This window comes from Rossellomorea sp. DA94, assembly GCF_029834455.1.
In the GTDB taxonomy this organism is placed as follows: domain Bacteria; phylum Bacillota; class Bacilli; order Bacillales; family Bacillaceae_B; genus Rossellomorea; species Rossellomorea vietnamensis.
This window is the reverse complement of sequence record NZ_CP122397.1, coordinates 4,411,580-4,438,220: the sequence shown is the minus strand read 5'-3', so window position 1 is coordinate 4,438,220 and position 26,641 is coordinate 4,411,580. Positions and strand designations below refer to the sequence as shown.

At 44.5% G+C, this 26,641-nt stretch carries 35 protein-coding genes and 1 riboswitch; of the genes, 29 read left to right on the top strand and 6 right to left on the bottom strand.

Going from position 1 to position 26,641, the window contains the following annotated elements; genetic code table 11:
* Nucleotides 1-368: 368 nt before the first annotated feature.
* The 10 genes from P8596_RS22870 to P8596_RS22825 all read left to right on the top strand — a co-directional run bounded on the left by P8596_RS22870 (nt 369) and on the right by P8596_RS22825 (nt 7,588).
* Complete coding sequence (locus P8596_RS22870; protein WP_098438721.1) at nt 369-590, top strand: AtpZ/AtpI family protein; 222 nt, start codon at nt 369-371, stop codon at nt 588-590.
* A 6-nt stretch (nt 591-596) separates the two neighbouring features.
* Nucleotides 597-971 carry an ATP synthase subunit I gene (locus P8596_RS22865; RefSeq protein ID WP_034765153.1) on the top strand — a complete coding sequence of 125 codons (375 nt, stop codon included), beginning with the start codon at nt 597-599 and terminating at the stop codon, nt 969-971.
* Nucleotides 972-993: 22 nt separating this feature from the next.
* On the top strand, nt 994-1,707 hold the full coding sequence (atpB, locus tag P8596_RS22860) for a F0F1 ATP synthase subunit A (protein WP_279725333.1): 714 nt from the start codon (nt 994-996) through the stop codon (nt 1,705-1,707).
* Between the two features lie 77 nt (nt 1,708-1,784).
* On the top strand, nt 1,785-1,997 hold the full coding sequence (atpE, locus tag P8596_RS22855; RefSeq protein WP_032086923.1) for a F0F1 ATP synthase subunit C: 213 nt from the start codon (nt 1,785-1,787) through the stop codon (nt 1,995-1,997).
* A gap of 141 nt (nt 1,998-2,138) precedes the next feature.
* On the top strand, nt 2,139-2,666 hold the full coding sequence (atpF, locus tag P8596_RS22850; protein ID WP_034765158.1) for a F0F1 ATP synthase subunit B: 528 nt from the start codon (nt 2,139-2,141) through the stop codon (nt 2,664-2,666).
* Nucleotides 2,663-3,199, top strand: a complete 537-nt coding sequence (locus tag P8596_RS22845; protein WP_279725332.1) for a F0F1 ATP synthase subunit delta — start codon at nt 2,663-2,665, stop codon at nt 3,197-3,199. The genes atpF and P8596_RS22845 overlap by 4 nt, the downstream gene beginning before the upstream one ends.
* Nucleotides 3,200-3,226: 27 nt before the next feature.
* Nucleotides 3,227-4,735 (top strand): F0F1 ATP synthase subunit alpha, encoded by a 1,509-nt coding sequence (atpA, locus tag P8596_RS22840; RefSeq protein WP_034765162.1) that lies wholly within the window; start codon nt 3,227-3,229, stop codon nt 4,733-4,735.
* 92 nt (nt 4,736-4,827) lie between these two features.
* Nucleotides 4,828-5,685: a F0F1 ATP synthase subunit gamma gene (locus P8596_RS22835; RefSeq protein WP_224522548.1), complete on the top strand. Its 858-nt coding sequence runs from the start codon at nt 4,828-4,830 to the stop codon at nt 5,683-5,685.
* Nucleotides 5,686-5,757: 72 nt separating this feature from the next.
* A complete protein-coding gene (atpD, locus tag P8596_RS22830) occupies nt 5,758-7,161 on the top strand; it encodes a F0F1 ATP synthase subunit beta (RefSeq protein WP_034765166.1) in 1,404 nt (467 codons plus the stop codon).
* A 22-nt stretch (nt 7,162-7,183) separates the two neighbouring features.
* Entirely contained in the window at nt 7,184-7,588 is a 405-nt protein-coding gene (locus P8596_RS22825; protein ID WP_034765168.1) for a F0F1 ATP synthase subunit epsilon, read from the top strand.
* Between the two features lie 40 nt (nt 7,589-7,628).
* On the opposite strand, the gene P8596_RS22820 is transcribed toward P8596_RS22825, so the two are convergent.
* From P8596_RS22820 to P8596_RS22810, 3 genes are all read right to left on the bottom strand, one after another.
* Entirely contained in the window at nt 7,629-8,300 is a 672-nt protein-coding gene (locus P8596_RS22820; protein ID WP_279725331.1) for a DUF2642 domain-containing protein, read from the bottom strand.
* 242 nt (nt 8,301-8,542) lie between these two features.
* Nucleotides 8,543-9,148 (bottom strand): hypothetical protein, encoded by a 606-nt coding sequence (locus P8596_RS22815; protein WP_279725330.1) that lies wholly within the window; start codon nt 9,146-9,148, stop codon nt 8,543-8,545.
* Nucleotides 9,149-9,175: 27 nt separating this feature from the next.
* Nucleotides 9,176-9,634, bottom strand: a complete 459-nt coding sequence (locus tag P8596_RS22810) for a hypothetical protein (RefSeq protein ID WP_224522551.1) — start codon at nt 9,632-9,634, stop codon at nt 9,176-9,178.
* A gap of 240 nt (nt 9,635-9,874) precedes the next feature.
* Between P8596_RS22810 and P8596_RS22805 the strand changes: the two genes are divergently transcribed.
* The 5 genes from P8596_RS22805 (at nt 9,875) to spoIID (ending at nt 14,298) form a co-directional block, all read left to right on the top strand.
* On the top strand, nt 9,875-10,123 hold the full coding sequence (locus P8596_RS22805) for a hypothetical protein (protein ID WP_279725329.1): 249 nt from the start codon (nt 9,875-9,877) through the stop codon (nt 10,121-10,123).
* Between the two features lie 443 nt (nt 10,124-10,566).
* Nucleotides 10,567-10,767, top strand: coding sequence for a DUF1146 family protein (locus P8596_RS22800; RefSeq protein WP_481900347.1), 201 nt, complete (start codon nt 10,567-10,569; stop codon nt 10,765-10,767).
* 221 nt (nt 10,768-10,988) lie between these two features.
* Nucleotides 10,989-11,738: a YwmB family TATA-box binding protein gene (locus P8596_RS22795; RefSeq protein WP_279725326.1), complete on the top strand. Its 750-nt coding sequence runs from the start codon at nt 10,989-10,991 to the stop codon at nt 11,736-11,738.
* Between the two features lie 32 nt (nt 11,739-11,770).
* Nucleotides 11,771-13,078: a UDP-N-acetylglucosamine 1-carboxyvinyltransferase gene (murA, locus tag P8596_RS22790; protein ID WP_279725324.1), complete on the top strand. Its 1,308-nt coding sequence runs from the start codon at nt 11,771-11,773 to the stop codon at nt 13,076-13,078.
* 206 nt (nt 13,079-13,284) lie between these two features.
* Complete coding sequence (gene spoIID / locus P8596_RS22785) at nt 13,285-14,298, top strand: stage II sporulation protein D (protein ID WP_279725323.1); 1,014 nt, start codon at nt 13,285-13,287, stop codon at nt 14,296-14,298.
* Between the two features lie 34 nt (nt 14,299-14,332).
* On the opposite strand, the gene P8596_RS22780 is transcribed toward spoIID, so the two are convergent.
* Nucleotides 14,333-14,770, bottom strand: a complete 438-nt coding sequence (locus P8596_RS22780) for a VanZ family protein (protein WP_279725322.1) — start codon at nt 14,768-14,770, stop codon at nt 14,333-14,335.
* Between the two features lie 219 nt (nt 14,771-14,989).
* Between P8596_RS22780 and spoIIQ the strand changes: the two genes are divergently transcribed.
* The 12 genes from spoIIQ to P8596_RS22720 all read left to right on the top strand — a co-directional run bounded on the left by spoIIQ (nt 14,990) and on the right by P8596_RS22720 (nt 24,838).
* Nucleotides 14,990-15,886, top strand: coding sequence for a stage II sporulation protein SpoIIQ (gene spoIIQ, locus P8596_RS22775; protein WP_279725320.1), 897 nt, complete (start codon nt 14,990-14,992; stop codon nt 15,884-15,886).
* Nucleotides 15,887-16,177: 291 nt separating this feature from the next.
* A complete protein-coding gene (locus P8596_RS22770; protein ID WP_034765190.1) occupies nt 16,178-16,360 on the top strand; it encodes a hypothetical protein in 183 nt (60 codons plus the stop codon).
* Between the two features lie 24 nt (nt 16,361-16,384).
* Nucleotides 16,385-16,687, top strand: coding sequence for a DUF4212 domain-containing protein (locus P8596_RS22765; protein ID WP_061808921.1), 303 nt, complete (start codon nt 16,385-16,387; stop codon nt 16,685-16,687).
* Nucleotides 16,688-16,720: 33 nt separating this feature from the next.
* On the top strand, nt 16,721-18,388 hold the full coding sequence (locus P8596_RS22760; protein ID WP_279725319.1) for a sodium:solute symporter family protein: 1,668 nt from the start codon (nt 16,721-16,723) through the stop codon (nt 18,386-18,388).
* Nucleotides 18,389-18,898: 510 nt separating this feature from the next.
* On the top strand, nt 18,899-19,159 hold the full coding sequence (gene spoIIID / locus P8596_RS22755; protein ID WP_034765200.1) for a sporulation transcriptional regulator SpoIIID: 261 nt from the start codon (nt 18,899-18,901) through the stop codon (nt 19,157-19,159).
* Between the two features lie 517 nt (nt 19,160-19,676).
* Nucleotides 19,677-20,687, top strand: coding sequence for a rod shape-determining protein (gene mreB, locus P8596_RS22750; RefSeq protein WP_224522563.1), 1,011 nt, complete (start codon nt 19,677-19,679; stop codon nt 20,685-20,687).
* 47 nt (nt 20,688-20,734) lie between these two features.
* Nucleotides 20,735-21,577 (top strand): flagellar hook-basal body protein, encoded by an 843-nt coding sequence (locus P8596_RS22745; protein ID WP_224522564.1) that lies wholly within the window; start codon nt 20,735-20,737, stop codon nt 21,575-21,577.
* Nucleotides 21,578-21,633: 56 nt separating this feature from the next.
* Entirely contained in the window at nt 21,634-22,476 is an 843-nt protein-coding gene (locus P8596_RS22740) for a flagellar hook-basal body protein (RefSeq protein ID WP_279725318.1), read from the top strand.
* A gap of 14 nt (nt 22,477-22,490) precedes the next feature.
* Entirely contained in the window at nt 22,491-22,766 is a 276-nt protein-coding gene (locus P8596_RS22735) for a DNA-directed RNA polymerase subunit beta (RefSeq protein WP_279725317.1), read from the top strand.
* 304 nt (nt 22,767-23,070) lie between these two features.
* A complete protein-coding gene (gene fabZ, locus P8596_RS22730; protein WP_279725315.1) occupies nt 23,071-23,502 on the top strand; it encodes a 3-hydroxyacyl-ACP dehydratase FabZ in 432 nt (143 codons plus the stop codon).
* Nucleotides 23,503-23,666: 164 nt separating this feature from the next.
* Nucleotides 23,667-23,966, top strand: a complete 300-nt coding sequence (locus tag P8596_RS22725; RefSeq protein ID WP_279725313.1) for a hypothetical protein — start codon at nt 23,667-23,669, stop codon at nt 23,964-23,966.
* Between the two features lie 548 nt (nt 23,967-24,514).
* Nucleotides 24,515-24,667: riboswitch (cyclic di-GMP riboswitch) on the top strand.
* 33 nt (nt 24,668-24,700) lie between these two features.
* Nucleotides 24,701-24,838: an anti-repressor SinI family protein gene (locus P8596_RS22720; RefSeq protein ID WP_279725311.1), complete on the top strand. Its 138-nt coding sequence runs from the start codon at nt 24,701-24,703 to the stop codon at nt 24,836-24,838.
* A 34-nt stretch (nt 24,839-24,872) separates the two neighbouring features.
* Here P8596_RS22720 and P8596_RS22715 read toward each other — a convergent pair whose 3' ends face one another.
* Together P8596_RS22715 and P8596_RS22710 are read right to left on the bottom strand one after the other, a co-directional pair.
* Nucleotides 24,873-25,193, bottom strand: a complete 321-nt coding sequence (locus P8596_RS22715) for a helix-turn-helix domain-containing protein (RefSeq protein ID WP_034765209.1) — start codon at nt 25,191-25,193, stop codon at nt 24,873-24,875.
* Between the two features lie 97 nt (nt 25,194-25,290).
* On the bottom strand, nt 25,291-25,731 hold the full coding sequence (locus P8596_RS22710; protein WP_279725310.1) for a YwpF-like family protein: 441 nt from the start codon (nt 25,729-25,731) through the stop codon (nt 25,291-25,293).
* 269 nt (nt 25,732-26,000) lie between these two features.
* On the opposite strand from P8596_RS22710, the gene P8596_RS22705 reads away from it, so the two are divergent.
* A complete protein-coding gene (locus P8596_RS22705; protein WP_224522570.1) occupies nt 26,001-26,378 on the top strand; it encodes a single-stranded DNA-binding protein in 378 nt (125 codons plus the stop codon).
* 24 nt (nt 26,379-26,402) lie between these two features.
* Nucleotides 26,403-26,576 (top strand): hypothetical protein, encoded by a 174-nt coding sequence (locus P8596_RS22700; protein WP_156477277.1) that lies wholly within the window; start codon nt 26,403-26,405, stop codon nt 26,574-26,576.
* Nucleotides 26,577-26,641 lie beyond the last annotated feature (65 nt).

Genomic DNA, 26,641 nt, shown 5'->3' with positions numbered 1-26,641 from the left:
AAACCGGATTATCGGAAACGATAGTCCGGTTTTTCCTATTTGACTGGAAGTATTTACATTAAATTCAAGGGTTACTCAGCAAGGGAATCTTCTATATAATGGAGGGGCATGTGAAGTGGGGAACTATGATTGTCTGAACCTCTCTATTTAGTAAATGTGTTGAAAATGTGAACAATCTGGGAACACGTGGATAGGTTGTGAACTTTTTAACTTGAACGCATTGACATAGATTAAGCCCTATTGTATGCTTACAAAGGATGTAAAATGATAAGGTTTTCACAATGCGTAAACCCTTATGCAATCGGTTTTACATCATGTCTGAAATGCTTGCCTCATGTTCAAATTTCGTTTGAATGGGAGAGGTTGAAATGGGTCAAAAAAACGAAAGCCCATATAAAGCGATGGCGATTTATTCGGCCATTTTAGCACAGCTTGTCGGGTCTATCTTAGTCGGGATTTTCCTGGGGAGATGGATCGATCAGCAGGTTGATTCAGCACCACTCTTTTTAATCATCGGATTACTCCTCGGCCTTGCCGCAGGGATTTATGCGATGCTTCGTACAGTACGACATTTCTTCTTAGGAGAATAATAAGATATGCCGGAACTCCATCAAATGTTTAATAGACAGCGGAAATACATAATTTATGTGCTTTCTATTTACGTCCTGGGTTGGGGATTCACCACCCACAAATCAGTATTCTTAGGGTTAATTTTAGGGACAGTTCTAAGTCTTTATATGCACTGGGGCATGACCAAGCGGGTCTCGAAGTTCGGGGACGCCGTGGTAGCCGGGCAAAAAGTGAGATCACTAGGAACCACTTCCCGTATGGCCGCAGCCGCCCTTGGAGTCATCATTGCCACACGATTTCCAGAAACATTTCATCTCCTAAGTCTTATTATTGGATTAATGACGACCTATATTGTCATTATGATAGATTATTTTTTCAGCAGCTTCAAAACTAATAAATAGCGGGGAAGAGAGGTGAAGTATTTTGAATCATGGAGCACCTACAGCCCATTTTCTGGGTTTGACTTTTAACCTTGCGAACGTTTTGATGATCACGGTCGCAACGGCCATAGTGTTTATTATAGCCCTCTTATCTACACGTCGCTTAGCCCTGAAACCGACCGGAATGCAGAATTTTTTCGAGTGGGTGATGGACTTCGTTAAGGGGATCATTAAGAGCAACATGGACTGGAAGACGGGTGGCCGTTTTCATATCTTAGGTCTCACGATTATCATGTATATCTTTGTATCTAATATGCTGGGTCTACCATTCTCAATTGTATATGATGGCGAATTATGGTGGAAATCACCTACAGCCGATCCTGCCATCACGATGACCCTGGCGGTTATGGTCGTGGTACTATCCCATTTCTATGGAATCAGATTGAAGGGGTTTGGCGAATATGGGAAAGACTTTTTCAAACCTATGTGGTGGTTATTCCCGCTAAAAATCATTGAAGAGTTTGCAAACACTCTTACATTGGGTCTTCGACTTTACGGTAACATCTATGCCGGTGAAATCCTGCTTGCACTACTTGCGGGTCTAGCCGTTAACGGTGGTATCGGCGGAACGATCGGAGCGATCGCACCAATGCTTGCTTGGCAAGGATTCTCGGTGTTTGTCGGATCAATCCAGGCGTTCATTTTCTGTATGTTAACAATGGTTTATATGGCTCACAAAGTAAGCCACGACCATTAATATATACCTGTTCATTACGGTGGACAAACATATATGTAAAAAATATTTTTCTTATACATTAAAGGAGGAACTTTAGAATGAGTCTTATCGCAGCAGCAATTGCAGTTGGTTTAGCAGCACTAGGAGCAGGTATTGGTAACGGTCTTATCGTAGGTCGTACAGTAGAAGGAATTGCACGTCAACCGGAATTACGTGGTACTTTGCAAACAACAATGTTCATCGGTATCGCACTAGTTGAGGCACTTCCTATCATCGGCGTAGTTATCGCTTTCATCGCACTAGGAAGCTAATAAAACGGACAGGTTGAATGGCGAAGTTCGTCTTGACGATTATCTTCGCCATTCCTATGTACTAGAGAATAGATTCTTTGCAAGAACGGTTCATTTATAAAAAATACGATCCAATCGATTCTTGAAGGGAGTGAATCGAGTATGTTAACTAACGCATTCGTTATAGGTGAGGCAGCAGGTCACGGCGGCCTTAACACGGGGGATATCGTCTTTCAGCTGATCATGTTCCTGGTCCTAATGGCGCTACTTAAGAAATTCGCCTGGGGTCCATTAATGGGAATCATGCAGCAGCGTGAAGACCACATCGCCGGTGAGATCACGGCAGCCGAAAAGAGCCGCACTGAGGCAAACAATATTTTAGAAGAGCAAAAGAAACTTCTGAAAGAAGCTCGTCTTGAAGCTCAAACGATGATTGAAAACTCTAAGAAACAAGGCTCTGAACAACGTGAAGAGATTATCGCAACTGCTCGTCAAGAGGCAGAGAGATTGAAAGAATCTGCAAAGCGCGAAATCGAAACGCAAAAAGAACAAGCTGTTGCAGCACTTCAGAAACAGGTTGCTTCTTTATCAGTACTTATTGCTTCTAAGGTCATTGAGAAAGAACTTTCTGCCGATGATCAACAGAAGTTAATTAACGATTATATTCAAGAGGTAGGGGAAGAGCGATGAGCTACTCTACAGTTGCAAAACGCTATGCGTTAGCTCTTTTCGAGATTGCCCAGGATCATAATCAGCTTGAAGGAATCGAAGAAGAGCTGCGTACAGTGAGAGCGGTTTTCCTTGAGAACACCGAGTTAACGGTTCTTTTTGAAAATCCTAAGCTTACGTTAGATAAGAAGAAGACATTGATTCAGGAAGCATTTTCCACAGCTTCCCCATATGTCCTGAACACATTGATGCTGATGACAGACCGTCACCGCACGGGCGAGATCACAGGAATGGTTGAGGCATTCATCGAATTGACAAACGAAGCACGCGGGATTGCAGATGCGACAGTGTACTCTGTACGTCCTTTGACAGAAGATGAGCAAACAGCATTGTCGTCTTCTTTTGCAAAAAAAGTCGGAAAACAATCATTAAGAATTACCAATGTGACAGACGAACATTTACTGGGCGGCATCAAGGTCCAAATCGGGACACGCATCTATGATGGTAGCCTGCAAGGTAAGTTGACTCGTCTTGAGCGTGAACTAATTCGTTAACTTTCGTATAAATGAGGGGTGAAATTCATGAGCATCAAGGCGGAAGAAATCAGCGCGCTGATAAAAAAGCAAATTGAAAACTATCAGTCTGAGATGAAAGTAAGCGACGTAGGTACAGTTATCCAAATCGGTGACGGTATCGCTCGTGCTCATGGCCTCGACAATGTCATGGCTGGAGAGCTTGTTGAATTTTCTAACGGTGTCATGGGTATGGCACAGAACTTAGAAGAAAACAACGTTGGTATCATCATTCTCGGACCATATACTGACATTCGTGAAGGCGATGAGGTTCGTCGTACTGGACGTATCATGGAAGTACCAGTAGGACAAGAACTAGTTGGTCGTGTAGTAAACTCACTTGGACAACCAGTTGATGGATTGGGTCCAATCGCAACAACGAAAACACGTCCGATTGAAAGTGGAGCACCTGGTGTTATGGATCGTAAATCCGTACACGAACCACTTCAAACGGGTATCAAAGCGATCGATGCGTTAGTTCCGATCGGTCGTGGACAACGTGAATTGATCATCGGTGACCGTCAAACAGGTAAAACATCTGTTGCGATCGATGCGATTCTGAACCAAAAAGACCAGGACATGGTATGTATCTACGTTGCCATCGGTCAAAAAGAATCAACTGTACGTAACGCGGTAGAAACATTGCGTAAGCACGGTGCCCTTGATTACACAATCGTTGTAACGGCATCAGCTGCTTCACCGGCTCCAATGCTATTCTTAGCACCATATGCTGGTATCACAATGGCTGAAGAATTCATGCACAGTGGCAAGCACGTTCTTGTCGTGTATGATGATCTTTCTAAGCAGGCTTCTGCTTACCGTGAGCTTTCCCTATTACTACGTCGTCCTCCAGGCCGTGAAGCATTCCCTGGTGACGTATTCTACTTGCACTCTCGTTTACTTGAGCGTGCGGCGAAGTTAAGTGATGCTAAAGGTGGCGGTTCCATCACAGCATTACCATTCGTTGAAACACAAGCAGGAGATATCTCCGCTTATATCCCGACAAACGTTATCTCCATTACGGACGGACAGATTTTCTTACAATCTGACCTATTCTTCTCCGGTGTACGTCCGGCGATCAATGCGGGTCTTTCCGTATCACGTGTTGGGGGATCTGCACAAATCAAAGCAATGAAGAAGGTTTCCGGTACGCTTCGTCTTGACTTAGCCGCTTACCGTGAGCTTGAAGCATTCGCTCAGTTCGGATCGGATCTTGATAAAGCGACTCAGGCGAAACTGAATCGTGGAGCTCGTACTGTAGAAGTACTGAAGCAGGATCTTAACAAACCACTTAAAGTTGAAAAACAAGTCATGATCTTCTATGCACTGATTAAAGGTCATTTAGATGATATTCCAGTTGTAGATATCCGTCGTTTCGAGTCTGAGCTTCTAAGCTGGTTAGATCACAACCATACTGAACTGTTAGACCATATTCGTACGACGAAAGGTCTTCCTGAAGATGATGCAATGAAAACCGCGATCAACGAATTCAAGAAGACGTTCATCAAGTCTGAATAAGGGTTGCCGTCTGACGGCAATGACCATAGTGGAGTAGGGCTAAAAAGCCCCGCTCCCTATGTCTGACAATATGTAAAGGGTGGTGAGAACCAGTGGCATCGTTACGCGATATACAAACTCGTATTACTTCTACCAAAAAGACAAGTCAAATCACCAAAGCAATGGAAATGGTATCGGCTTCTAAATTGAATCGTGCGGAGACGAATGCTAAGTCATTCGTGCCTTACATGAATAAAATTTCTGAAGTGGTGACATCCGTTGCAGCGGGCAGTCAAGGTGTGAGGAATCCGATGCTAGTCTCCCGCCCCGTTAAAAGAACCGGGTATCTGGTCATTACATCAGACCGTGGTTTGGCGGGGGCATATAACAGCAGTGTAATCCGTGCTGTTAGCAATCGAATTAAAGAAAGTCACAGTTCGAATGATGAATTTGCCATTATTGCTCTGGGCCGTGTCGGTGCTGATTTCTTCCGTAAAAAAGGCTTTAATGTCCTTGAATCGGTAACGGGTCTTCCGGATCAACCGAATTTCGCAGACATTAAAGATATCGCAAACAAAGCGGTGGGTATGTTCTCAGCTGAGGCATACGATGAACTGTATATGTTCTACAACCACTATGTAAGTGCGATTCAACAGGATGTTACGGAGAAAAAAGTGTTACCGTTAACGGATCTGACTCCTTCAGGAAAGCTTGCTTCATATGAATTCGAGCCTTCTGCAGAGGAAATCCTTGAGGTATTGCTTCCTCAATACGCTGAAAGCCTGATTTTCGGGGCTCTCCTTGACGGTAAAGCAAGTGAGCACGCCGCCCGTATGACAGCGATGAGAAATGCAACCGATAATGCAAAAGAAATCATCAGTGACCTTACACTATCATTTAACCGTGCGCGTCAAGCAGCGATCACTCAGGAAATCACGGAGATCGTCGGCGGGGCTGCGGCACTCGAATAGAACTCTGACGGTTTTTTAGAACCGTTTATACTTTATAAAGTTTTTGTCAAAAGCTAGTTAGGAGGGAAAGAGATGAACAAAGGACACGTTCTTCAAGTAATGGGTCCAGTTGTTGATGTCAAGTTCGCCAGCGGGCAACTTCCTGATATCTACAACTCTTTAAAGGTCCAAATTGCAGATAGAGCTGAACTTACATTAGAGGTTGCCCTTCACCTAGGTGATGATTCTGTACGTACGATCGCAATGGCATCTACGGATGGTTTACAACGTGGAGCCGAAGTACTCGATACAGGAGCACCAATCTCTGTACCAGTAGGGGATGTAACGTTAGGTCGTGTATTCAACGTTCTGGGTGAATCAATCGATTTAGACGAGCCTCTAGCAGCAGGTATCCGTCGTGATCCGATTCACAGACAGGCGCCTACATTCGATCAACTTTCTACAGAAGTTGAGATTCTTGAAACAGGTATCAAAGTAGTAGACTTACTTGCTCCATATATCAAGGGTGGTAAGATCGGTCTATTCGGTGGTGCCGGTGTTGGTAAAACCGTATTAATCCAGGAGCTTATCAATAACATCGCTCAAGAGCACGGTGGTATCTCTGTATTCGCCGGTGTTGGAGAGCGTACGCGTGAAGGAAATGACCTTTACCACGAGATGAGCGATTCTGGCGTTATCAAGAAAACAGCGATGGTATTCGGACAAATGAACGAGCCGCCAGGAGCACGTATGCGTGTTGCCTTGACGGGTCTGACAATGGCAGAATACTTCCGTGATGAGCAAGGTCAAGACGTACTTCTGTTCATCGATAACATCTTCCGTTTCACGCAAGCAGGTTCAGAGGTTTCGGCACTACTTGGCCGTATGCCATCTGCCGTTGGTTACCAGCCGACACTTGCGACTGAAATGGGTCAACTGCAAGAGCGTATCACGTCAACAAACGTAGGTTCTGTAACATCGATCCAAGCGATCTATGTACCTGCGGATGACTACACGGATCCGGCTCCTGCAACAACTTTCGCTCACCTTGACGCAACAACGAACCTTGAGCGTAAGCTTTCTGAAATGGGTATCTATCCTGCGGTAGATCCATTGGCATCGACTTCCCGTGCTCTTTCTCCAGAGATCGTTGGAGAAGAACACTACAATGTTGCACGTAACGTTCAACAAACGTTACAGCGCTATAAAGAACTTCAAGATATCATCGCGATCCTTGGTATGGATGAGCTTTCTGATGATGATAAGCTGACAGTACAACGCGCACGCCGCGTACAGTTCTTCTTATCTCAAAACTTCCACGTTGCAGAACAGTTCACAGGCCAAAAAGGTTCTTACGTAGAAGTAAAGGACACAGTTAAAGGCTTCGTTGATATTCTTGCAGGTAAATACGACCACATTCCAGAAGATGCATTCCGTCTTGTAGGTCCGATCGAGGACGTACTGGCTGCAGCTAAAGAAATGGGCGTAGAGGTATAATTAGGGACCAGGAGGGAAGAAAATGAAGACATTAAAAGTCAATATTGTCACTCCCGATGGCCCAGTGTACGATTCAGAAGTGGAAATGGTGAGCACAAAAGCTCAAAGCGGTGAGCTTGGAATCTTACCTGGACACATTCCGATGGTTGCTCCACTACAAATCGGTGCGGTTCGCCTGAAAAAAGGTGGCAACACTGAGCTTGTAGCTGTCAGTGGCGGATTCTTAGAAGTACGTCCTGAACAGGTGACAATTCTAGCACAGTCTGCTGAAACAGCAGAAGCTATCGATGTACAACGCGCGAAAGAAGCAAAAGGCCGTGCTGAAGACCGCATGCAGGCACAACAGGATGACGTAGACTTCCGTCGTGCCGAACTAGCTCTGAAGCGTGCCATGAACAGAATTAACGTTTCCGAACGTAATTTCTAATAAAGAAGAAACCACCTTTCTCATTGAAAGGTGGTTTTTTTTATGGTAAATGAACGGTCTGGATATGCTGCATATTTAAGTAGAGGGATTCTCCTTTGGCTGTAATCATCTCCATGATGTTGTCGTCCACTCTTTCAATCTTACCGATCAACTCTTCGTTGACACCAAGGTTCAATACGACGAGGTGACCGGTGAGTTTTTCAATCTGGACCTCAAAGCTTCTCGCCAGGGTGATGGAGGTTGTCGGATTGACGGGAAGGTTCTCTTTGGCAAGGCGGAACGGGGACAGATTCGTGGAATAGGGAATCAGCCATTTTAAGTGCTGCAGGGAGATATACATCGTTTTATAAACAGGGGAATAGAAGGAGAAGTAGTTATTCATAATACCTGTAATATAGCCGTGAATCGGCTGATTGCCCATTGTATAGATTTCAAGGAAGACTCCTTTGGCCGTCGTCAGAATCTTTCGCAGGGACAACTGGTCCTCCTGCTCAAGCTGGGGCCTGTCCGTCGGTTCATCGATGCCGATGGATTCTTTCGATACGATCGACATGTTTTTAATATGAGAAGTAGAAATATAAATATAATCGTCTCCGTTATAGACGATCAGCACTTCATTCCCCACTTCGATCAAATGCCCGTTGATGGTCTTTTTACCCGTAAGTTCAATGATGACCGCTTCTCCGGTGAATTTCGAATAAACATTTTTCATGTGCATGTTACTCCTTTCTGAACAAGGTAGCTATTCATTTCATTGATTCTTTCCCAAGAGACTTTGTCCACATTTTTGGACCCAATCGGCTTGATAAAATGAAGTTTTTGACAAGATGATAAGAACAATCCCAGCATCCTCTTGGAAAACCCCATAGTGGATACTGAAATTATTCTTTTATTAAACATGCTGCTCATTGTGTTTTTCCAATCCCGGGTTTCATTATGTTAAATAGAGCATGATTACTTGGCAGAATTGGCCCCTTCAATTTCATCAAGGTAAAAGGCAGGCTTCCGTTTCTTCGCATTTTTACTTGAAGATTTTTTTGAGGATTGCTTCTGAGATGAGGTTGCTTGAGCGGATGAATTTTCTTTGTTGGACGCACTGTCGGACGAATCGGACGAGCCGCTGTCTGTATTCGTGGAAGTCGTCTTCTTGGACGCATCATAAACGTTCAGTACAGAAGAATGCTTCAGGTAAACTCTGTCCTTCCCTTGGGTCAATACGAGGTGATCGTCTTCCACTGCTGAAAGTATACCGGAATAGGAAGCTTTTCCTGTACCGTTGATCGTCACCCAGTTAAGCAGGCTCTGAGATAATACGTCAGAAATCTTTTCGCCTTTTAGATGATCACCGGAAACCGGCAATGCTTTTACATATTTAGAGTTCTTCGTCACCGACTGGATTTGTGAAATCGGATAATAAGACGTTTCGTTCTCACTTGAATAGACGGTCACAATCTCAGTACTGACCTCAGCAAGCTGACCGGAAAGCTTCGTCCCGTCGTTCAGCAAAATGTTAATTTGATGACCTGTTAATTCTTTTAATGATTCATTGAAATTACTCATTTATACTCCTCCTTACCCTCTAGAGAATTACTTCTCTTCTTCCGTTTTCTCTTCTTTTTCCGGTTTCACGCCGTAGCTGATGCTCTTGATATGGTACGTAGCCAGGCGGACAACCTCTTCATTTAATACAAGTGTGACGAATTCATCACTTGAATGATCAAGGATTCCCTCAAGCTTTTCAGGACCCCCGCGGTTGATCTTGACCCATTGGTATTTCAAGCTTGTGAGTAAATCACCCAATGTGTCCTCTTTCATAAACTCCAATCCTTCTTCTGACAATTCTTCCTTAACTGATAACCCAGACTTGATGTTTTGAGAGATGCTCTTCACATGAGAAGAGTTGAAGTAAACCACACCATCTTTTTCCGACAGCAGGGCAAAGTGATCGTCCCCTCCATACAACACCTTTCCAGTACGCGACTCAGGGCCGCCACGATTAACCTTGACAACCTTTCCGACCAATGAAGACAATAATTCTTTATTCATACCTGTTCCCTCCAGTTATCTAAACGTTTTCACTTTATGTATATGTGACAGGCCGTGACAACGTACTATTACAGAAGCCCTTTTTGTAGGACTGGTCGTCGGGAAAAAGGGTTCTTTATCACAGACAAAGCTTCTATCGACCCTTATTCATGATAAAAAAGGGCTCAAAAACAGGGGGGACAACCCATACGCCTGACCACCCATGAACGTAAACTAAAGCAAGAACAAAAGGAGGATGAAATGATGAGTTCGAAAAAAGGGCAAGGAAAAGATCAGAAACAATGCAGGCTATACGGAGAATACCAATGGATGATGGGAGAAATGGGACCGCAAGACGCAAAAGGCGGCAAGGACAAACAAAAGGACCAGGGCAAAGACAAAGGCAAACAACAAAACTGCCGATGCCAGGGCTACTACTACGAATGCATGCAAAAAGGACAAAGAGGCAAAAATAAAAACAAAGATAAAAACAAAAACAAAGGCAAATAACCACCAACCATAAAACACCATCCAACATCCACTTCCAACACCTCCCCAAACAAACCCCAAAAAGAAAACCACCCCTTACAATCCTCTGTAAGGGGTGGTTTTTTTGAGGGACGGACCTCATCTTAATAGGAATGAATAATATTGAAACACAGTATTCATCACGTTGACGTTCCGGGAATGGATCAAAATAACGTCATTTTGAGGGACGGACCTCCACTAAAGGCTATCTCACGCAAAAAATACAACTCCAAATTCCCCAGCGATTTCCCATCAATGCTGAACAGCTAAATTTCAACAAATTTTCATAGCCAACTCAACTTAAATTTTATTAATATGGATGTGTTATTACAGAATTATGTGGTAAAATGGTCAATGTGCGTCAAATTTGAGAAGCGGGAGTGAGAAGAGTGGTGGAAAGCTTTGGTCAACAGGCACTTGTCAGCATGATTGTGCATTTATTTGTATTCGCGATCACGTTTTGGGCTTTGCAAGCCATCCAGCTGGACAAGCTCCTGAAGAAGAATCGGGTCGCACAAGGGAGACTATTGTATGTCCTACTAACGGTCGCAATCGGGTCAGCCGTCAGCCGTTTTTTACTGGATTATTACCTTTGGTCTCAGAGCTTGCCGGTTTTCTTTGAATAAGTAGAGGTTCTGACAAAAAATAGGTCTTCCTGCATGTTTTCAAGGGACACTGTTTTGAGTAAGATTAATTTTGTGTTCGTCCCTTTGTGAAAAAGTTTCAAAGTGAAACCCTTTTCACAAGACTCGCTTGAAAGCCTCAATAATTGTAAAAAGATGACGACAATTTTCAAGTATGTTCTCCCCCTATTCGGACAGACTTTAGGTAAGGGGAGGAATGAAAAATGAGTCGGTATTTTTACATTATTTTAATCTTTTTGGTTGGATTAGGTTTTCTTCCTGTCATTAATGGGAACAACACTATCGAAGCCAAACATTTATTAGACATTGAAAAGCTTGATCAAGCCATTGTTCATTCTCAAGGTCAGATAACTGAATGGTCTCTATATGCAAGAGAAAACAAAAAAAGCTTCACGAATAAAGGGTTTGCCAAATATAGTACTACTATGCAGGAAACATTTTCTGATTTTGACTGGGATACAGAAAAGTCGGCTGAAGGAGTAGTGGTTGTGGGACAACGTCAGACGTCTCACGGGGAAGAAACCATTAAACTCCAGCATACCCCCACAAACGGGCATTCGGTATCGTACATTATGTATGAAATGCGCGGAAATCAGAAAGCGTTGGGAGAAAAGACGAAGCAGTATATCAAGTCTGAATTTATCCCAAATATGGAAATCATTTTTACTTCTAAACCTATGATTTTCTCTTGTATAAAAGGCGAATTCAATGATAAGCTTGAGAAAGTTTTGTCGAATCAGGCTGTCGAACTAATGTCGAAATTAGACGCAAAAGAACTGGAATCACTTAAAGAAGAAGACTTTTATTCCATTTCAGCTTACTCGGAACAAATGTCACGGACTATACCAACAAAAAATGATGATATGAATATACAACTAGGTCTACGGAAAAGCGGAATGGGCGCTAAGACAACCTTTGTGATTGGCACACCCATCCTAATTATTGAATATTAATATAGAGAAATTGGACGCGGAGGGGAATACTCTTGGAAAAAATTATCGTCCGCGGCGGTCAGCGTTTAAGCGGTACAGTGCAAGTTGAAGGAGCAAAGAATGCCGTTTTACCAGTCATCGCTGCTACATTATTAGCAAGTGAAGGAAAAAGTAAAATTACAAATGTACCACCACTCTCCGATGTATATACGATCAATGAAGTATTACGTCATTTAAATACAGATGTAGAGTTCAACAATGGTGAAGTCATCGTGAATGCATCAAGAGAGTTGTTTATTGAAGCACCATTTGAATATGTGCGTAAAATGCGTGCATCTGTTCTTGTAATGGGATCACTCTTAGGCCGTACAGGTAAAGCGCGTGTCGCTCTCCCTGGTGGCTGTGCAATTGGATCAAGACCGATTGACCAACACTTAAAAGGCTTTGAAGCAATGGGAGCCAAAGTGAAGGTAGGAAATGGTTTCATCGAAGCGGAAGTAGATGGAAGACTGAAAGGTGCCAAGGTGTATCTGGACTTCCCAAGCGTTGGGGCTACAGAAAACATCATGATGGCAGCAGTTCTTGCAGAAGGAACGACTATCTTAGAGAACGTAGCAAAAGAGCCTGAAATTGTCGACTTAGCTAACTTCCTGAACAAAATGGGTGGAAGTGTTGTTGGTGCAGGAACCGGAACGATCCGTATCGAAGGTGTAGACCGTCTATACGGTGTCGAGCACAGCATCATACCTGACCGTATCGAAGCGGGAACCTTCATGGTGGCTGCTGCGATCACTCAAGGTGATGTCCTTGTAAAAGGCGCGATTCCTGAACACTTATCTTCACTAGTGGCGAAGATGGAAGAGATGGGCGTTACGATCATCGACGAAGAAGAAGGTCTTCGTGTCATTGGACCGGAGAAACTGAAATCCGTCGATATCAAGACGATGCCTCATCCAGGTTTCCCGACAGATATGCAATCCCAAATGATGGCCTTGCTTCTTGCAGCTGACGGTACCAGCGTCATCACGGAAACGGTTTTCGAAAATCGTTTCATGCATGCAGAAGAATTCCGTCGTATGGGAGCTGACATCAAGATCGAGGGCCGCTCTGTGATCATGAACGGACCAACACCTCTTCAAGGGGCAGAAGTGGCTGCAACGGATCTTCGTGCAGCAGCAGCACTTTCCATCGCTGGTCTAGTGGCAGACGGTTATACTCGCGTAACAGAACTAAAGCATTTGGATCGTGGATATGTGAACTTCCATCAGAAGCTTGCAGCCCTTGGAGCTGATATCGAGCGTGTGAAGGAAGTCGAAGAAACACCTGTTTCTGAGCAGCAAGACATGATCAAGGATGCGTAAATAGATAGTGGGAAAGGTGAGCTCTTTTTGGAGGGCTTGCCTTTTTTATTTTCAAAAACCCCATCCCCCTGCACGCTATCATTTCCTATCCTCAAACTCTCCCAATTCACAATCATAATTGCTTGTCCACTACCATACATATGAAAGAGAGTGGAGAAGTGTGCTAGGACATTCTCCTATTTAATCTTTCATTGGAGGCCGCGAACATGAAGCAGTTGAAACCCGTAGTGATCATCTTCTCAATCTTTATCAGCATCATCTTTCTTGTACCCACTCTGCTGGTACTCCCATTTTCATCAGACAAGGACACGGCAAACCTGGACGAAAAGCTGAAAAATCAACCATCCGTTGAAGAATTGGCAGACTCAGTCGAGGTGGCGGTGTATCGATCCAGTCAGGATCTCATCGAGAAGCTTCCCCTTGAGCAGTATGTCGTAGGGGTGGTGGCGGGTGAAATGCCGGCGGATTTTGAAAAGGAAGCGTTGAAGGCACAGGCCCTTGCGGCAAGGACCTATATGGTGAATCAGCTTATGTCAGATGATCCTTCTGTGCCGAAGGGAGCCGATGTGACGGATACGGTAGCCCATCAGGTATATAAAAACCAAAAGGAACTGGCCACCTTATGGGGCTCTGACTATGACTGGAAAATCAAGAAGATTTCAGAAGCGGTCCTTGAAACCAAGGGGAAAGTGCTCACATATGATGATAAGCCTATTACGGCCGCCTTCTTCTCGACAAGCAACGGCTATACAGAGAATTCAGAGGCGTATTGGGCAGACGATATCCCGTATTTACGGAGCGTGGAGAGTCCGTGGGATAAGGCATCCCCTAAATTTGAAGATCAGAAAATCATCCCGATCAATGAATTCAAACAGAAGCTCGGTGTCACCCTGCCTAAGGACGGGTCCGTGGGAACCATCACATCAAGGACCGAAGGCAAGAGGGTGGCGAAGGTGGAAATCAACGGGAAGGAATTCACCGGGCGGGAAATCAGGGATAAATTGGGCCTCAGGTCGTCGGACTTCACCTGGTACCTGAAGGATGACCACATCGTCATTGCCACAAAAGGATTCGGCCATGGAGTCGGGATGAGCCAGTACGGGGCAAACGGGATGGCAAAGGAAGGCAAGAATTATAAAGATATTGTGACCCATTACTATAAAGACGTCAAAATAACAGAATCCAGCAAACTCCTGCAGAAGGTGACCGCACAAAGATAAGAAAAAGGATTGAGTATGGTCGTGGCGACCGGACTCAATCCTTTTTTACATAAGCTTCAAACCTTTTCATCGCCTTCGTCAATCGGTGATCCGGATTCCGGAAATACGTCCGGTTCACAATCCAGAAAAGGACCGTGACCCCGATCAGATCCTTGGCGGCATCAATCATCGTGGAAGACCGATACGGAACGAAGGACTGATGGATCTCATCCACAAACCCATAAAAGATGGCTATCAGTGCAACCGTGAAGTTCAATGTAAACCGAAGCCTTCCGTGTGCTAGCAGCGCGATGACAAACAATCCATATAAAATCCCGAATTCCACCAAATGCAGGGATTCCTTGATGAAACGGTCCATCCCATCATCAGGGAACCGAAGCACGGCATCATCGGGATTGCTCGACATGACCCAGATCAGGATCATATAAAGAAAAGGCGCGGCCGTCAGCACATATTTAAGTAATTTCTTCATATTGGTCCCGTCCTTTCAGTTTATAGTATTGTACCATGGGGGACCGGGATTTCGTTATCATCACTCCATAGTTTCGAAGTTTGCCACATTTTTTTGAGAAAAATTCAACAACCATACATAATCCTCCCCACTTTGTCGAAACATAAGAAATTAAAATTTTTTTGCCAATGTGTATATATTTTCTGAATTCTGTTCAGAATGATTGCTGAGGTGATGAAAATGAGAGAGGAAGAAAAGAAACAACCTTCTCAAAACTTTTTGAAAAGACGTTGGGCATACCCAGCAATCTATTTAGCAAGTGCAGCAATCATTATCACGGGGATTCTGTGGTACCAGGCAGGAAATGATGTAAACGAGAAAGCCAAGGATTACAGCTATGATGGAGTTCCTACTGACAATGAGTTCAACCAGCCTGCAGAAGAAGTCAATCGTTCATTGGAAAACTTTGTAATGCCTGTTTCAAGCCCTGAAGATACAGTGATCGAAAAACAATTCTACGACACTGAAGCTTCAGCTGAAGAACAGGAAGCTGCCCTAGTCGTGTATGGAAACATGTACTACCCGAACCAAGGGGTCGACATCTCGAAAGATGGGAAAGAATTTGATGTTCTGGCTGCCATGAGCGGTACAGTCACAAAGGTTCAGGAAGATTCCTTACTTGGTAACACGATTGAAGTCGAGCACAGCAAAGGCATTGTGACTCGCTATCAATCAGTGAAAGATTTTGAAGTCGCGGTTGGAGATGTAGTCGATCAAGGACAAGCCATTGCGAAAGCAGGAAAGAGCTTATTCAATGAAGAAGCCGGTGTTCACGTACACTTTGAAATCCGTAAAGCGGATGTAGCCGTGAATCCAATGGAATACTTCAATAAGTCTCTTGCCACTCTTCAAGAAGCACAGCTTGAAGACAAGAAAGTTTCAGGTGAACAGCCGGATGCTGCAGCTGCAGAAGAAAATGCCGTAGAAGACCAAGCTAGCGAAAACAAAGCTACTGAGGACAAAGCTACGGAAGAAAAAGACGCAGCTGAAGAAAACAAGTCTACTGAAGAAAAGCAGGACCAGGCCAAGCCGAAACAAGAAAGCAAAGACAGCGCTGACGTAAAAGACGAAGAGTAACACACATAAATGAAGACTGACCGGAATACCGGTCAGTCTTTTTGCTTGTCCAAAAAAATTTCCTTGGAAATTCGACAGGGAGGAAGGTTTACTGGAAAAGCGTTTCCATGGTCATTTTACAGTTCAATATCCATATCTTTTAAAATATCCTTATTTTAGAAAAATGAATGGTGAAACTATGTCGCACGATTGTCGTTTTTTCTTTATTGACCAGGCTTTTTACAGTAAAGATAATGATGGCATGAATAAAATTTCAGAAAATTAAGTCTTTATAAAACAGGAGGTGAAACGTTGATCTACTTCATGCTATTTTTACTCATCACAGGAGGATGCATCATCCTTGCCCTGAGGAAAAAGCGGGCATTCTTTCTGACCATACCATTTCTGTCTTTATTTATCTATTTTATTGTGCAGATCGCCATTGTTCCGGTGCCATTTTTTGAAACAGTGAAATTTATATTCAGTTTAAAATAATGAGCTTGAAAAGGGGATACCTACATGAAGAAGATTGATAGAGCGAAAGCCGATCAGTATTTTAAAGAAAAAAATCGATACATGGCACTGTACTTAGTGATCTGGCTCCTTTCCTCCTTTGGTGTCGTGCTGTTTGCCGAAAGCTTCTCCACCTTCACCATTAACGGATTTCCGTTCCATTATTTCATGGGCGCTCAAGGTTCAATCATCATTTTCATCGTGTTACTTTACGTGAATGCGAAGGTGAGTGACGGGATCGATAAGAAATATGGACTGGATGAAAGCCGGAATGAGCAGATCAGCTACGGGAAAACGCTGGATCATTAATCAAAATAGAGAAGAACGAGGGGGAAAGAATGAATGGATACTCAGTTTATCGTATCGACGTCGATCATACTGTTGACGTTTGCCTTATATATCGGAATAGCAGTTTATAACAAAGCGAAAGCGACATCGGACTTCTATGTAGCGGGTCGCGGGGTGCCGCCGATCTTTAACGGGATGGCGATCGGGGCCGACTGGATGAGTGCGGCATCATTTATTGGACTGGCTGGTACTGTCATGATCCTCGGTTATGACGGTCTTGCCTATATCATGGGGTGGACAGGAGGATATTTATTATTGACCTTCCTGCTTGCACCACAACTCAGGAAGTATGGACGGTATACGGTGCCGGAATTCATCGGGGACCGGTACAACAGTCACACGGCCCGGGTAATCGCCGCGATCTGTACGATCATCATCAGCTTTACATATTCCATCGGTCAGCTGTCGGGGTCCGGTGTGGTCATCGGGCGTCTATTTGAAATTGATGCCAAGGTCGGTACGATGATCGGGGTCGTCCTCATTGCCTTTTACGCTGCGTTCGGCGGGATGAAAGGGATCACGTGGACCCAGGTGGCTCAGTATATCGTCTTGATCATAGCGTACTTGATCCCGGTCATCTTCATGTCCCTGCAAATCACGGGGAACCCTGCCCCGTGGATATCGTACGGGGAGCTTGTCGGGAAGATCGGGGAACTTGACCGTGAGCTCGGTGTGTCTGAATACTTCGCTCCTTTTACAAACGGGACGAAGTGGCAGTTCATGGCCCTCATGTTCACCCTCATGGCCGGTACCGCCGGACTTCCCCATGTCATCGTCAGGTTCTATACGGTGTCCACGATGAAGGCGGCGCGCTGGTCAGGTGCGTGGGCACTCCTTTTCATCGGGCTTCTTTATCTATCAGCGCCAGCTTATGCGGCATTCTCCCGTTTTATTTTGATGACAAAAGTAGCCGGAAGCAAAATCAGCGATCTGCCTGCCTGGACGGCCTCATGGGTCGATACGGGGAAACTGCAGGTGGCCGATGCGAATGGGGACGGGATCCTTCAATGGAAGGAAATCATCATTTCGAATGATATCGTCGTCATGGCGACACCAGAGATCGCGAACCTTGGCGTATTCGTCATCGGGCTTGTCGCGGCAGGTGCTATGGCAGCGGCGTTATCGACGGCAGGCGGATTGATGATCGCTATTTCGTCTTCTTTTGCACATGATATTTACTACCGCGTATTCAAGCCGAATGCGACAGAGAGGAATCGTCTGGCGGTTGCACGCTGGTCGATCGTGGTGGCCACTGTCCTCGCCGGAGTGGTGGCGTTGAATCCTCCAGGGGTCATCACGCAAATCGTCGCCTGGGCCTTCGCCCTGGCGTCAGGGACGTTCTTCCCGGCCCTCTTACTCGGAGTCTGGTGGAAGCGCTCCAATGCCCAAGGGGTGATCGCAGGGATGCTTGTGGGGCTCGCCGTGACCCTCACCTACATCTTCCTGGCGCGATCAGGCGTGACACTGTTCGGAATCATTGATACAGGAGCGGGTGTATTCGGGGCAGCATCAGCGGCCATTGCCAATATCGTCGTGTCCCTCATGACGAAAGCTCCTTCACAGAAGATCCAGGAAGAAGTAATGGATCTCCGATATCCGGAGCAGATGACCTTTAAGGACGGGGAAGTCTGGGTGGATGATGAGGTTGATTTTAAAGGATGATGGATATCAGCCGTACCAAGGGGAAATCCCGGTACGGCCTTTTGCTTTGTAAAGAGAAAATCAGACATTTTCTCAGATACATCGACTCATTTCTCAGGAAATAGTGAGGGGAGGGGAAACGATACAGATGATGTCGAATGGCATCGGATCATTCGTCATGTCAGGCGTTTGGGTCCATTTATCCATGTAAAGGTCCGTCCCTCACACTTATTTTTCAGAAAATTCAAGCGAAACCTTGTCCTTATTGTGTTTTTTGTGCATATATGTGGGCACAAGCTAATAAAATGAAACAAACCTATCAAAACAGAGAGTGTTTGAGGTGAGGAATCGTCATTATACCATTGGTCATTAGCTGAATAAGTTGTTTATACGTTGTAACATCAGGAAGCTGCCGTCCTAAATAAGGCTTTCTGCCGCTTGCCCATGTGCAAGGGGTCTGTACTATTTCAATGATGCGAAAGCGAGTCTCATTTCACACTTCTCACATCCAATTTAGGGAGGTCGAGTGGTGTGCACGATTACATCAAAGAGAGAACAATCAAGATTGGTAAGTATATCGTGGAGACGAAAAAAACTGTTCGTGTAATTGCGAAGGAGTTTGGCGTGTCCAAAAGTACTGTCCATAAAGATTTAACAGAACGACTGCCAGAAATCAATCCGGATCTCGCAAATGAAGTCAAAACCATACTTGATTACCATAAATCAATCCGGCACCTACGAGGTGGAGAGGCAACCAAGCAAAAGTACAAAAAAGAAGAGCTCCACAGCTAACCAAAATACGCCAAGCCCCAGAATGATGGGTTGTGCTTGGTGTGTTTTTGCGTTTTGGGGGAATGGTTATTTGGTGTGCCGCGTGTTTTGTTGTACCAGGTACAAATGGTTAGGAGTGTACCAGGTACAAAAAGATGTGGATGTACCAGGTACAACTTTAGCAATGCAGAAGACTTTAACAGCTGAATTCACGATTAAATTCACCTGTCAAAAAACAAGCAAAAATCAGCAGCTGAAATTCCGTACATATTCAGCAACTGAACACTCAAAAACCCCATACCAACCATCCCTCCTTAACACTCCTGTAACATACCCCTCCAAAAAACCCACCTTTTCCCAAGATAATAACAATATCAATACATTTTTTTGACAAATATCATCTCACTTCGACATATTTATGGTAAAATAATTAATTAGGTGAAAGTTCTGCCTTAACGTTAAAACGTAATGACATACAAGTGAAACCATAGATGAATGTAGTTCATGAATTTGTAAAAGTAGAAGGGAGAAACACAAGATGTTCGCGAAAGATATTGGGATTGACCTTGGTACGGCTAATGTATTGATTCATGTTAAAGGAAAAGGGATTGTCTTAAATGAGCCTTCGGTCGTGGCACTGGATAAGAATACAGGTAAGGTGCTGGCTGTCGGGGAGGAAGCGCGCCGTATGGTCGGACGTACTCCTGGGAACATTGTGGCGACACGCCCTCTGAAAGACGGAGTCATCGCAGACTTTGATGTGACGGAAGCGATGCTGAAACATTTCATTAACAAATTGAATGTAAAAGGATTCCTGTCAAAACCTCGCATCTTGATCTGCTGCCCGACGAACATCACGAGCGTTGAGCAGAAGGCGATCAGGGAAGCGGCTGAAAAGAGCGGCGGGAAGAAGATTTATCTTGAGGAAGAGCCTAAAGTGGCGGCGATCGGTGCGGGTATGGACATCTTCAATCCGACTGGTAACATGGTCGTGGACATCGGTGGAGGAACGACGGATGTAGCGGTTCTTTCCATGGGTGACATCGTGACAAGTCAGTCCATCAAGATGGCCGGGGATAAATTTGATCACGAAATTCTGAATTATATTAAAAAAGAGTACAAGCTTCTGATCGGGGAGCGTACGGCTGAAGATATCAAGGTAAATATCGGGACGGTATTCTCTGAAACACTTGATGAAGATCGAAAAGAAATGAGCATCCGCGGCCGTGACATGGTATCAGGTCTTCCACGTACGATTACCGTGACATCGAAAGAAATCGAAGGGGCTCTTCGTGAGTCAGTGGCGGTCATCGTACAGGCTGCGAAAAATGTCCTAGAGAAGACACCGCCTGAATTGTCAGCGGACATCATTGATCGCGGAGTTATTTTAACTGGAGGGGGAGCCCTTCTTCACGGAATGGATACTCTTCTTGCAGAAGAATTGAAGGTACCGGTATTGATCGCGGAGAACCCGATGGATTGTGTAGCCATCGGAACGGGATTGATGCTTGAGAACATCGATAAGATTTCAAGAAGAAGAATCGTGTAAAGCCACTGCACCATTGATCCGATATAACGGTTAAGAGGTGAAAGTAAATGTTTCGAGGATTTTATACAGTAGCATCCGGCATGCTTTCTCAGCAGCGGAAGACCGAGATGCTGACGAACAATATGTCGAATGCCAATACACCGGGATATAAAGCGGATCAAGCTTCAATGCGGGCATTTCCCGAGATGCTGATGGACCGGATGGATTCCACATCGATCCCGACTGAAAAAAAGCTGTCTCTTCCTTTTAATCAAAGAGTGGGGACTCTCAATACTGGTGTGTATATGCAGGAAACGATTCCTTCCTTTGTGCAGGGTGACCTTCAGGAAACGGGTCGCGGCTTGGATGTGGCGCTTCTGGATGGTTCCATGCCTGTCGATGAAGAGACGGGGATCCGTGGATCGGTGTTCCTGACGGTGGAAGGACCGGACGGCTCACCACGCTATACGCGAAATGGAAATCTGACGGTTAACGGAAACGGGTTCCTTACTACAAACAGCGGTTTTTATATGCTGGATGAAAATGGGGACCGGATTCAACTGGAAAGCGACCAGTTCACGGTCGGGGAAAACGGCCAGATTGTTGTGGATGGGAACGCCGTCGCTACGCTGGGAGTGGGATATTCGGATAACCCGAACCTGCTGGTCAAGCAGGGAGATGGGCTGTTGGCAACGGAAGGCAACGTCGCTCTAGCTGATGCCTATGATGAGGTCAATGTTTCCTTTGTCACCAAGCAGGGCTTTCTGGAGCGGTCCAATGTGGATGCCTCCCGTACGATGACTGACATGATGTCGGCGTACCGGGCATTTGAAGCCAATCAGAAAGTGCTTCAGGCGTATGACCGGAGCATGGAAAAGGCAGCCAACGAAATCGGCCGGGTCAACGGATAGCAAGTATTGTAAATGAATTTCGTCACTGAATACCTTATAATAGGGGAGAACGTGTCATGAATCGGACGATGATTACAGCAACCAACACATTAGGCCAATTGCAGAAACAAATGGATATGATTGGTCACAATCTTTCGAACGCAGATACAAACGGGTACAAGCGCCGGGATGCAACGTTCTCCGAGATGCTTGTGCAACAGGTGAAAAATCAGAGCGTAGACAAGTTTGAAGCAGGCAGACTTACCCCTCTTGGAGTCCGGGAAGGAAACGGTGCCAAGCTTTCACAGGCGCAGCTGATCTTGAATCAGGGGTCGTTGAAAGCGACAGGCCGCTCTCTGGACTTTGCTTTGACCAACGATCGTCAGTTCTTCAAGGTGCTGGAGGCTGATGAGGACTCGAGTGCCGTGCGCTACACGAGGGACGGAGCATTCTCTGCGAGTCCTACCGGGAACGGGGAAATGATGCTTGTGAACGGAAGCGGGCTTCCTGTATTGGATGAGAATGATAACTATATTACGTTTTCTGAGGATGCGGCTGCTTTTGAATTGGGTGACAATGGCGTACTGACCGTCAGGGATTCAAATGGCGGGGAAGAACGCTTTAATCTAGGCGTTGTGACCATTGAGAAATCACAATTTCTTCAGCAGTATGGCGGTAATCTGTTAGGCTTTGCAGACAACCTTGATCAACTGGGCGTCACGGAAGATGAAGTCGTGACCAACGTAACCGGTGGAGCACGAACGGATATTTCCATGGTTCAGAATTCGTTAGAAGGATCTAACGTGGATATCAGCAAAGAAATGACGGACATGCTCAGTGTCCAACGATCATATCAATTCCAGGCGCGATCGATCTCCCTTGCAGATCAAATGATGGGCCTTGTAAATGGGATACGCTAAAAGGAGTAAATGCTATGAGTGAAAAAGAGCTACTGCAAGAAAAAGTGACAAGAGAATCGGTAAAAGCAGAAAAAAAGGCAAAGCAAAAGGACGAAACCAAGCCATCACGCTGGGTGCGTGTTCGCATGCTTCCCATCTGGCTCAGAATCCTCCTGTTCATACTTCTTCTTGCAGGAAGCCTCGTACTCGGTGCCGTCATCGGCTTCGCAGGCATCGGCAACGGCAACGCCGCCGACGTCTTCAAAGCAGAAACCTGGCAGCATATCATTGATATCGTAGTGAAGAAATAATTTCTGAGGGACGGACCTCGAAATCGTTGGCTTCTGCGGCAGTGAACCTTGTTATAACGGGGTTTCGTTGCGGATGGAGCTTGTGATTCGAGGTCCTTCCCTTTTTTTGATGTGGTTATCGTTGTGATGTGGAGCTGGACGGACCTCGAATTTGCTCCCTTTTTGGAGGAAGAACGTTGATATAAAGGGATTCCCTCGAGGAATCCAGCGGGTTTTCAAGGTCCGTCCCTCCCCTCCTGTTGCTATTACAACCCAGATTTCTGTACAATAAGGTGTACATACATATTGGTAGGAGGAATTATACATGCTTGATATTAATGAGATTAAAGAGATTATTCCCCATCGTTATCCGTTTTTGCTGGTGGATCGGATTTTAGAGGTGGAAGAAGGCAAGAAGGCAATCGGGATCAAGAATGTGACGGCGAATGAGGAGTTTTTCAATGGTCACTTTCCGGGTTACCCTGTCATGCCGGGTGTGCTGATTGTCGAGGCGCTGGCTCAGGTCGGGGCTGTAGCGATGCTGAAGGTGGAGGATAACCGTGGACGTCTGGCGTTCTTCACAGGCATCGACAAATGCCGTTTCAAGCGTCAGGTGAAGCCCGGGGACCAGCTCCGACTTGAAGTGGAGATGATCCGCTTTAAAGGACCGATAGGTAAAGGAAAAGGTGTCGCGACCGTTGATGGTGAAGTGGCTTGTGAGTTAGAGATGATGTTCGCTCTTGGAGATAAACAATAGTGATCCCTATAGAAAACCGGGTTAGGCGTGAATATTTCACGTCAAACCCGGTTTTTTTAACTCGAAAAAGTTTCCATATGCAAGTTAATTCATTTTCCGGGAAAGCTAACAAAAGACCAAAGTAACGGTCTTACATTAACCAACATCGAAAGGAGCCATACATCATGAGCAAAAAGTTACTATCGGTCCTTGGTGGATCTGCACTTGCCGCTTTCCTTCTTGTAGGATGTAACGCCAACCAGGAGCCTCCTCCGGAAGACGAATCACCAGTGGAAGAAAACGACAACATGGATGAGAATAACGACATGAACGACAACGGTGATATGAATCAAGAGCACTACCCTGAGTCAGAGGACAAGAACAAGCAAGGTGATAAGGATGCAGCGAAGGATAATAACACTCCGGAAGAAGACGCTGTAGAAGATGATATTGATATGAAGGATAAGGATAATAAGGACGAGTAAGATGTTAAGACAGAGGCGACTATGGGTTGTCTCTGTTTTTTTAACTAAATTAATACCAGGGCTTTCATTTTTTTGGAAATTATTATATAGTTAACTTATAAAGTTCATTATATAGAACGTAATGTGAGTATTAATAAGAACAAAGCCATCATAAAACTAGTGAGGTGTATAAATGTATAAAAAAGTTTGCAATCGATGCACTCGCTCTTCATTTAGCAGCACTGAAATAGGTAATTGGATTTGCCCTTCATGTGGTCATGACATAACTGAAGCGCCACTTTATACGCCCAACTTAAGTCATAGTGATCTCATCCCGCTTCGAAAAAAGTTAGAAGCTTATGAAAAGAATATGAATAAGAAATATCTTTAAAATTCGACAAATACTTTTATAATTTCTAAGTATTCAACAACATATTTAGTAATAAGCGAGGATATTGTCGAATAAAGCATTCACTTGTAGGAAAAAAGTGTAAATTTTTTCTTTAAAAAGACAAAAAATTTCGAAAAAAGATGGTACTATTGATATAATCAAAAGATTGAAGAGTGAGGGCAGAAAAAGGCAAACTCATTGAAAAATGGGGACGCAAAGTCACAGGTCTAAAGTATTAATAGTAAATCACTTTCCGATAAGGCTACATATTGAAAGACTACATACGTGATCTGAAAATACATATTAATACGATGGCGGCTGGATTGCCTGGAATACGTTTACTGTATTTTAGGAGGGAAACAATTTGGGGAATAGAGAATTGGACCAAGAATGGGTTGAGCTAGTCAAAGAAGCCTTGGAAGCAGGAATATCTAAGCAACAAATCAGGGAATATTTACAAATGCAATCCCAGGAAGTAAAGGCCGGATACAAAGTGATGTAATATAAATAAAGTCTTGCGAACGTTTCGCAAGACTTTATTTATTGCCTAATTTCCATTTATTAAATTCAATGAACTCCCGGAACTGTTCCTTGGTAATTCCTGAGTCCATCGCTTCTTCTGCAATCTTCATCCACTCGTGATCAATGTTTTGATCCTCGGGCTGATCGTATAGGAGAGCATCCATGGGAATTCCTAAAGCCGCGGATACTTTTTCAAGAAACTGAATGGAAGGGTTTTGTTGAAGGTTACGTTCAATCGAACTCAAATAAGACTTCGCTACGCCTGCTTTTTCGGCGAGCTCCGTCATGGACATCCTTTTTTCTTGTCTGTATTTCTTAACTCTCTCTCCAATCATTATGGACACCTACCTAAGAACTTCATGTTTGAAGCTACAATATTAACTATAATTATATCATAAATATTTCGACAGGAAATTACATATTCTCGTATAATTAAACGCTCGGCTTTGCCGTTGCCGGGATTCTTGGCTTAGATACCATCTTCTTGCGGAATTCACGAACCAGTTCATCCCCGGAATACCCTTTTTGCACCAGGTCATCAAGAAGGATCTCTGCATATTCATTCCGCTGTTTTTTCAATTTTCCTTCAAACATGATGCTTATATGTTCATCCATTTCCTTAATGCAACGGATGGATGTCATGAAGGCAGCGGGATCATTGGCTGCATGGGAAATCACGACCTGGATTTCCAAATCGTCTTTCCTTTGCTGAGCCTTTTGGAAAAATTCGATGTATTCATTCGACATATATGTTTCGACAAGCCATGTTTTCTGACCGTCTTCTTTGTTGATGATCAGACCGTCCACAAGCTCAAAATCATGCAGTTCCTCGTCTTCCACTACTTGAAGGGAAATCACTTTAAAGGTTTTCATGAACGAACATCTCCCATTTAAAGGTTTTATCAAATTATATCACAGGCCGATTTGTTTTCCCTAATACATTTACCGATGAAAAAAATGACGAAAGATGCAATTTTGTGTTTTTAAGCATGATTTTGATGAAAAAGAGGAAAATCTCCCTAAGTGAATTTCCGAAATTCAAGCCGATTTTGCCTCGAATTTCGGAAATTCACGATTTTACAAGAGTTGCAGTTCGGAGGTAAGATGAGTACACCTTAACAGAAAGGAGGAAATGAACCCAAGTGATCAACCAAGTGACCCTGGTGGGAAGACTGACGAAAGACCCTGAAGCGAGAAAAACGATGGAAGGAAAATCAGTACTTAGCGTGACGATTGCCGTGAACCGGCCATACAAAAACCAGCAAGGTCAGATCGATGCCGACTTTGTACTCTGTACGATATGGAACCGTGCAGCGGAAAATACGGAGAAATACTGCAGGAAGGGTTCCGTCGTCGGGGTGACGGGACGTATCCAGACACGTTACTTTGAAAACGATCAAGGAAAGCGCACGTATATCACAGAAGTCGTCGCTGAAAACATCCGGTTCCTGGACAGTAAGCAGGGGTCCCCAGTGACACCTGAACCAAGCAAGAAGGAACCAATCGAGTTGCCGTTCTAATATTTTCAGGAGGGAGATGGAGTTGTGGCCACACTGCAAGAACTTGAACAAAGAGTCGATCGACTGGAAAAAATGACGGAAGACCTCATTAAAAAAGTAGCAAGAGTCAATGTCGAAAACTTCTACTTATCTCAGCGGGTAACCGCCCTTGAACAAGGATATGAATATCCGAACCCGGTTTTAAAAACCTCATCTTGATCTTGTTTAACCCTCAACCAGATTTCTTTCCATAAGCAGCAATCCAACCAACCTATAAGCAATGT

What these genes read in the sequence shown, in the direction of transcription:
- mreB (WP_224522563.1), top strand. Translation starts at nt 19,677, where the DNA reads ATGTTCGCGAAAGATATTGGGATTGACCTTGGTACGGCTAATGTATTG.
- spoIID (WP_279725323.1), top strand. Translation starts at nt 13,285, where the DNA reads ATGAAGCAGTTGAAACCCGTAGTGATCATCTTCTCAATCTTTATCAGC.
- atpD (WP_034765166.1), top strand. Translation starts at nt 5,758, where the DNA reads ATGAACAAAGGACACGTTCTTCAAGTAATGGGTCCAGTTGTTGATGTC.
- P8596_RS22740 (WP_279725318.1), top strand. Translation starts at nt 21,634, where the DNA reads ATGAATCGGACGATGATTACAGCAACCAACACATTAGGCCAATTGCAG.
- atpA (WP_034765162.1), top strand. Translation starts at nt 3,227, where the DNA reads ATGAGCATCAAGGCGGAAGAAATCAGCGCGCTGATAAAAAAGCAAATT.
- P8596_RS22805 (WP_279725329.1), top strand. Translation starts at nt 9,875, where the DNA reads ATGATGAGTTCGAAAAAAGGGCAAGGAAAAGATCAGAAACAATGCAGG.
- P8596_RS22765 (WP_061808921.1), top strand. Translation starts at nt 16,385, where the DNA reads ATGAAGAAGATTGATAGAGCGAAAGCCGATCAGTATTTTAAAGAAAAA.
- P8596_RS22795 (WP_279725326.1), top strand. Translation starts at nt 10,989, where the DNA reads ATGAGTCGGTATTTTTACATTATTTTAATCTTTTTGGTTGGATTAGGT.
- P8596_RS22800 (WP_481900347.1), top strand. Translation starts at nt 10,567, where the DNA reads ATGATTGTGCATTTATTTGTATTCGCGATCACGTTTTGGGCTTTGCAA.
- P8596_RS22820 (WP_279725331.1), bottom strand. Translation starts at nt 8,300, where the DNA reads ATGAAAAATGTTTATTCGAAATTCACCGGAGAAGCGGTCATCATTGAA.
- P8596_RS22870 (WP_098438721.1), top strand. Translation starts at nt 369, where the DNA reads ATGGGTCAAAAAAACGAAAGCCCATATAAAGCGATGGCGATTTATTCG.
- P8596_RS22735 (WP_279725317.1), top strand. Translation starts at nt 22,491, where the DNA reads ATGAGTGAAAAAGAGCTACTGCAAGAAAAAGTGACAAGAGAATCGGTA.
- fabZ (WP_279725315.1), top strand. Translation starts at nt 23,071, where the DNA reads ATGCTTGATATTAATGAGATTAAAGAGATTATTCCCCATCGTTATCCG.
- P8596_RS22825 (WP_034765168.1), top strand. Translation starts at nt 7,184, where the DNA reads ATGAAGACATTAAAAGTCAATATTGTCACTCCCGATGGCCCAGTGTAC.
- P8596_RS22715 (WP_034765209.1), bottom strand. Translation starts at nt 25,193, where the DNA reads ATGATTGGAGAGAGAGTTAAGAAATACAGACAAGAAAAAAGGATGTCC.
- P8596_RS22725 (WP_279725313.1), top strand. Translation starts at nt 23,667, where the DNA reads ATGAGCAAAAAGTTACTATCGGTCCTTGGTGGATCTGCACTTGCCGCT.
- atpE (WP_032086923.1), top strand. Translation starts at nt 1,785, where the DNA reads ATGAGTCTTATCGCAGCAGCAATTGCAGTTGGTTTAGCAGCACTAGGA.
- P8596_RS22845 (WP_279725332.1), top strand. Translation starts at nt 2,663, where the DNA reads ATGAGCTACTCTACAGTTGCAAAACGCTATGCGTTAGCTCTTTTCGAG.
- P8596_RS22760 (WP_279725319.1), top strand. Translation starts at nt 16,721, where the DNA reads ATGGATACTCAGTTTATCGTATCGACGTCGATCATACTGTTGACGTTT.
- P8596_RS22865 (WP_034765153.1), top strand. Translation starts at nt 597, where the DNA reads ATGCCGGAACTCCATCAAATGTTTAATAGACAGCGGAAATACATAATT.
- P8596_RS22810 (WP_224522551.1), bottom strand. Translation starts at nt 9,634, where the DNA reads ATGAATAAAGAATTATTGTCTTCATTGGTCGGAAAGGTTGTCAAGGTT.
- spoIIQ (WP_279725320.1), top strand. Translation starts at nt 14,990, where the DNA reads ATGAGAGAGGAAGAAAAGAAACAACCTTCTCAAAACTTTTTGAAAAGA.
- atpF (WP_034765158.1), top strand. Translation starts at nt 2,139, where the DNA reads ATGTTAACTAACGCATTCGTTATAGGTGAGGCAGCAGGTCACGGCGGC.
- P8596_RS22710 (WP_279725310.1), bottom strand. Translation starts at nt 25,731, where the DNA reads ATGAAAACCTTTAAAGTGATTTCCCTTCAAGTAGTGGAAGACGAGGAA.
- P8596_RS22745 (WP_224522564.1), top strand. Translation starts at nt 20,735, where the DNA reads ATGTTTCGAGGATTTTATACAGTAGCATCCGGCATGCTTTCTCAGCAG.
- P8596_RS22780 (WP_279725322.1), bottom strand. Translation starts at nt 14,770, where the DNA reads ATGAAGAAATTACTTAAATATGTGCTGACGGCCGCGCCTTTTCTTTAT.
- P8596_RS22815 (WP_279725330.1), bottom strand. Translation starts at nt 9,148, where the DNA reads ATGAGTAATTTCAATGAATCATTAAAAGAATTAACAGGTCATCAAATT.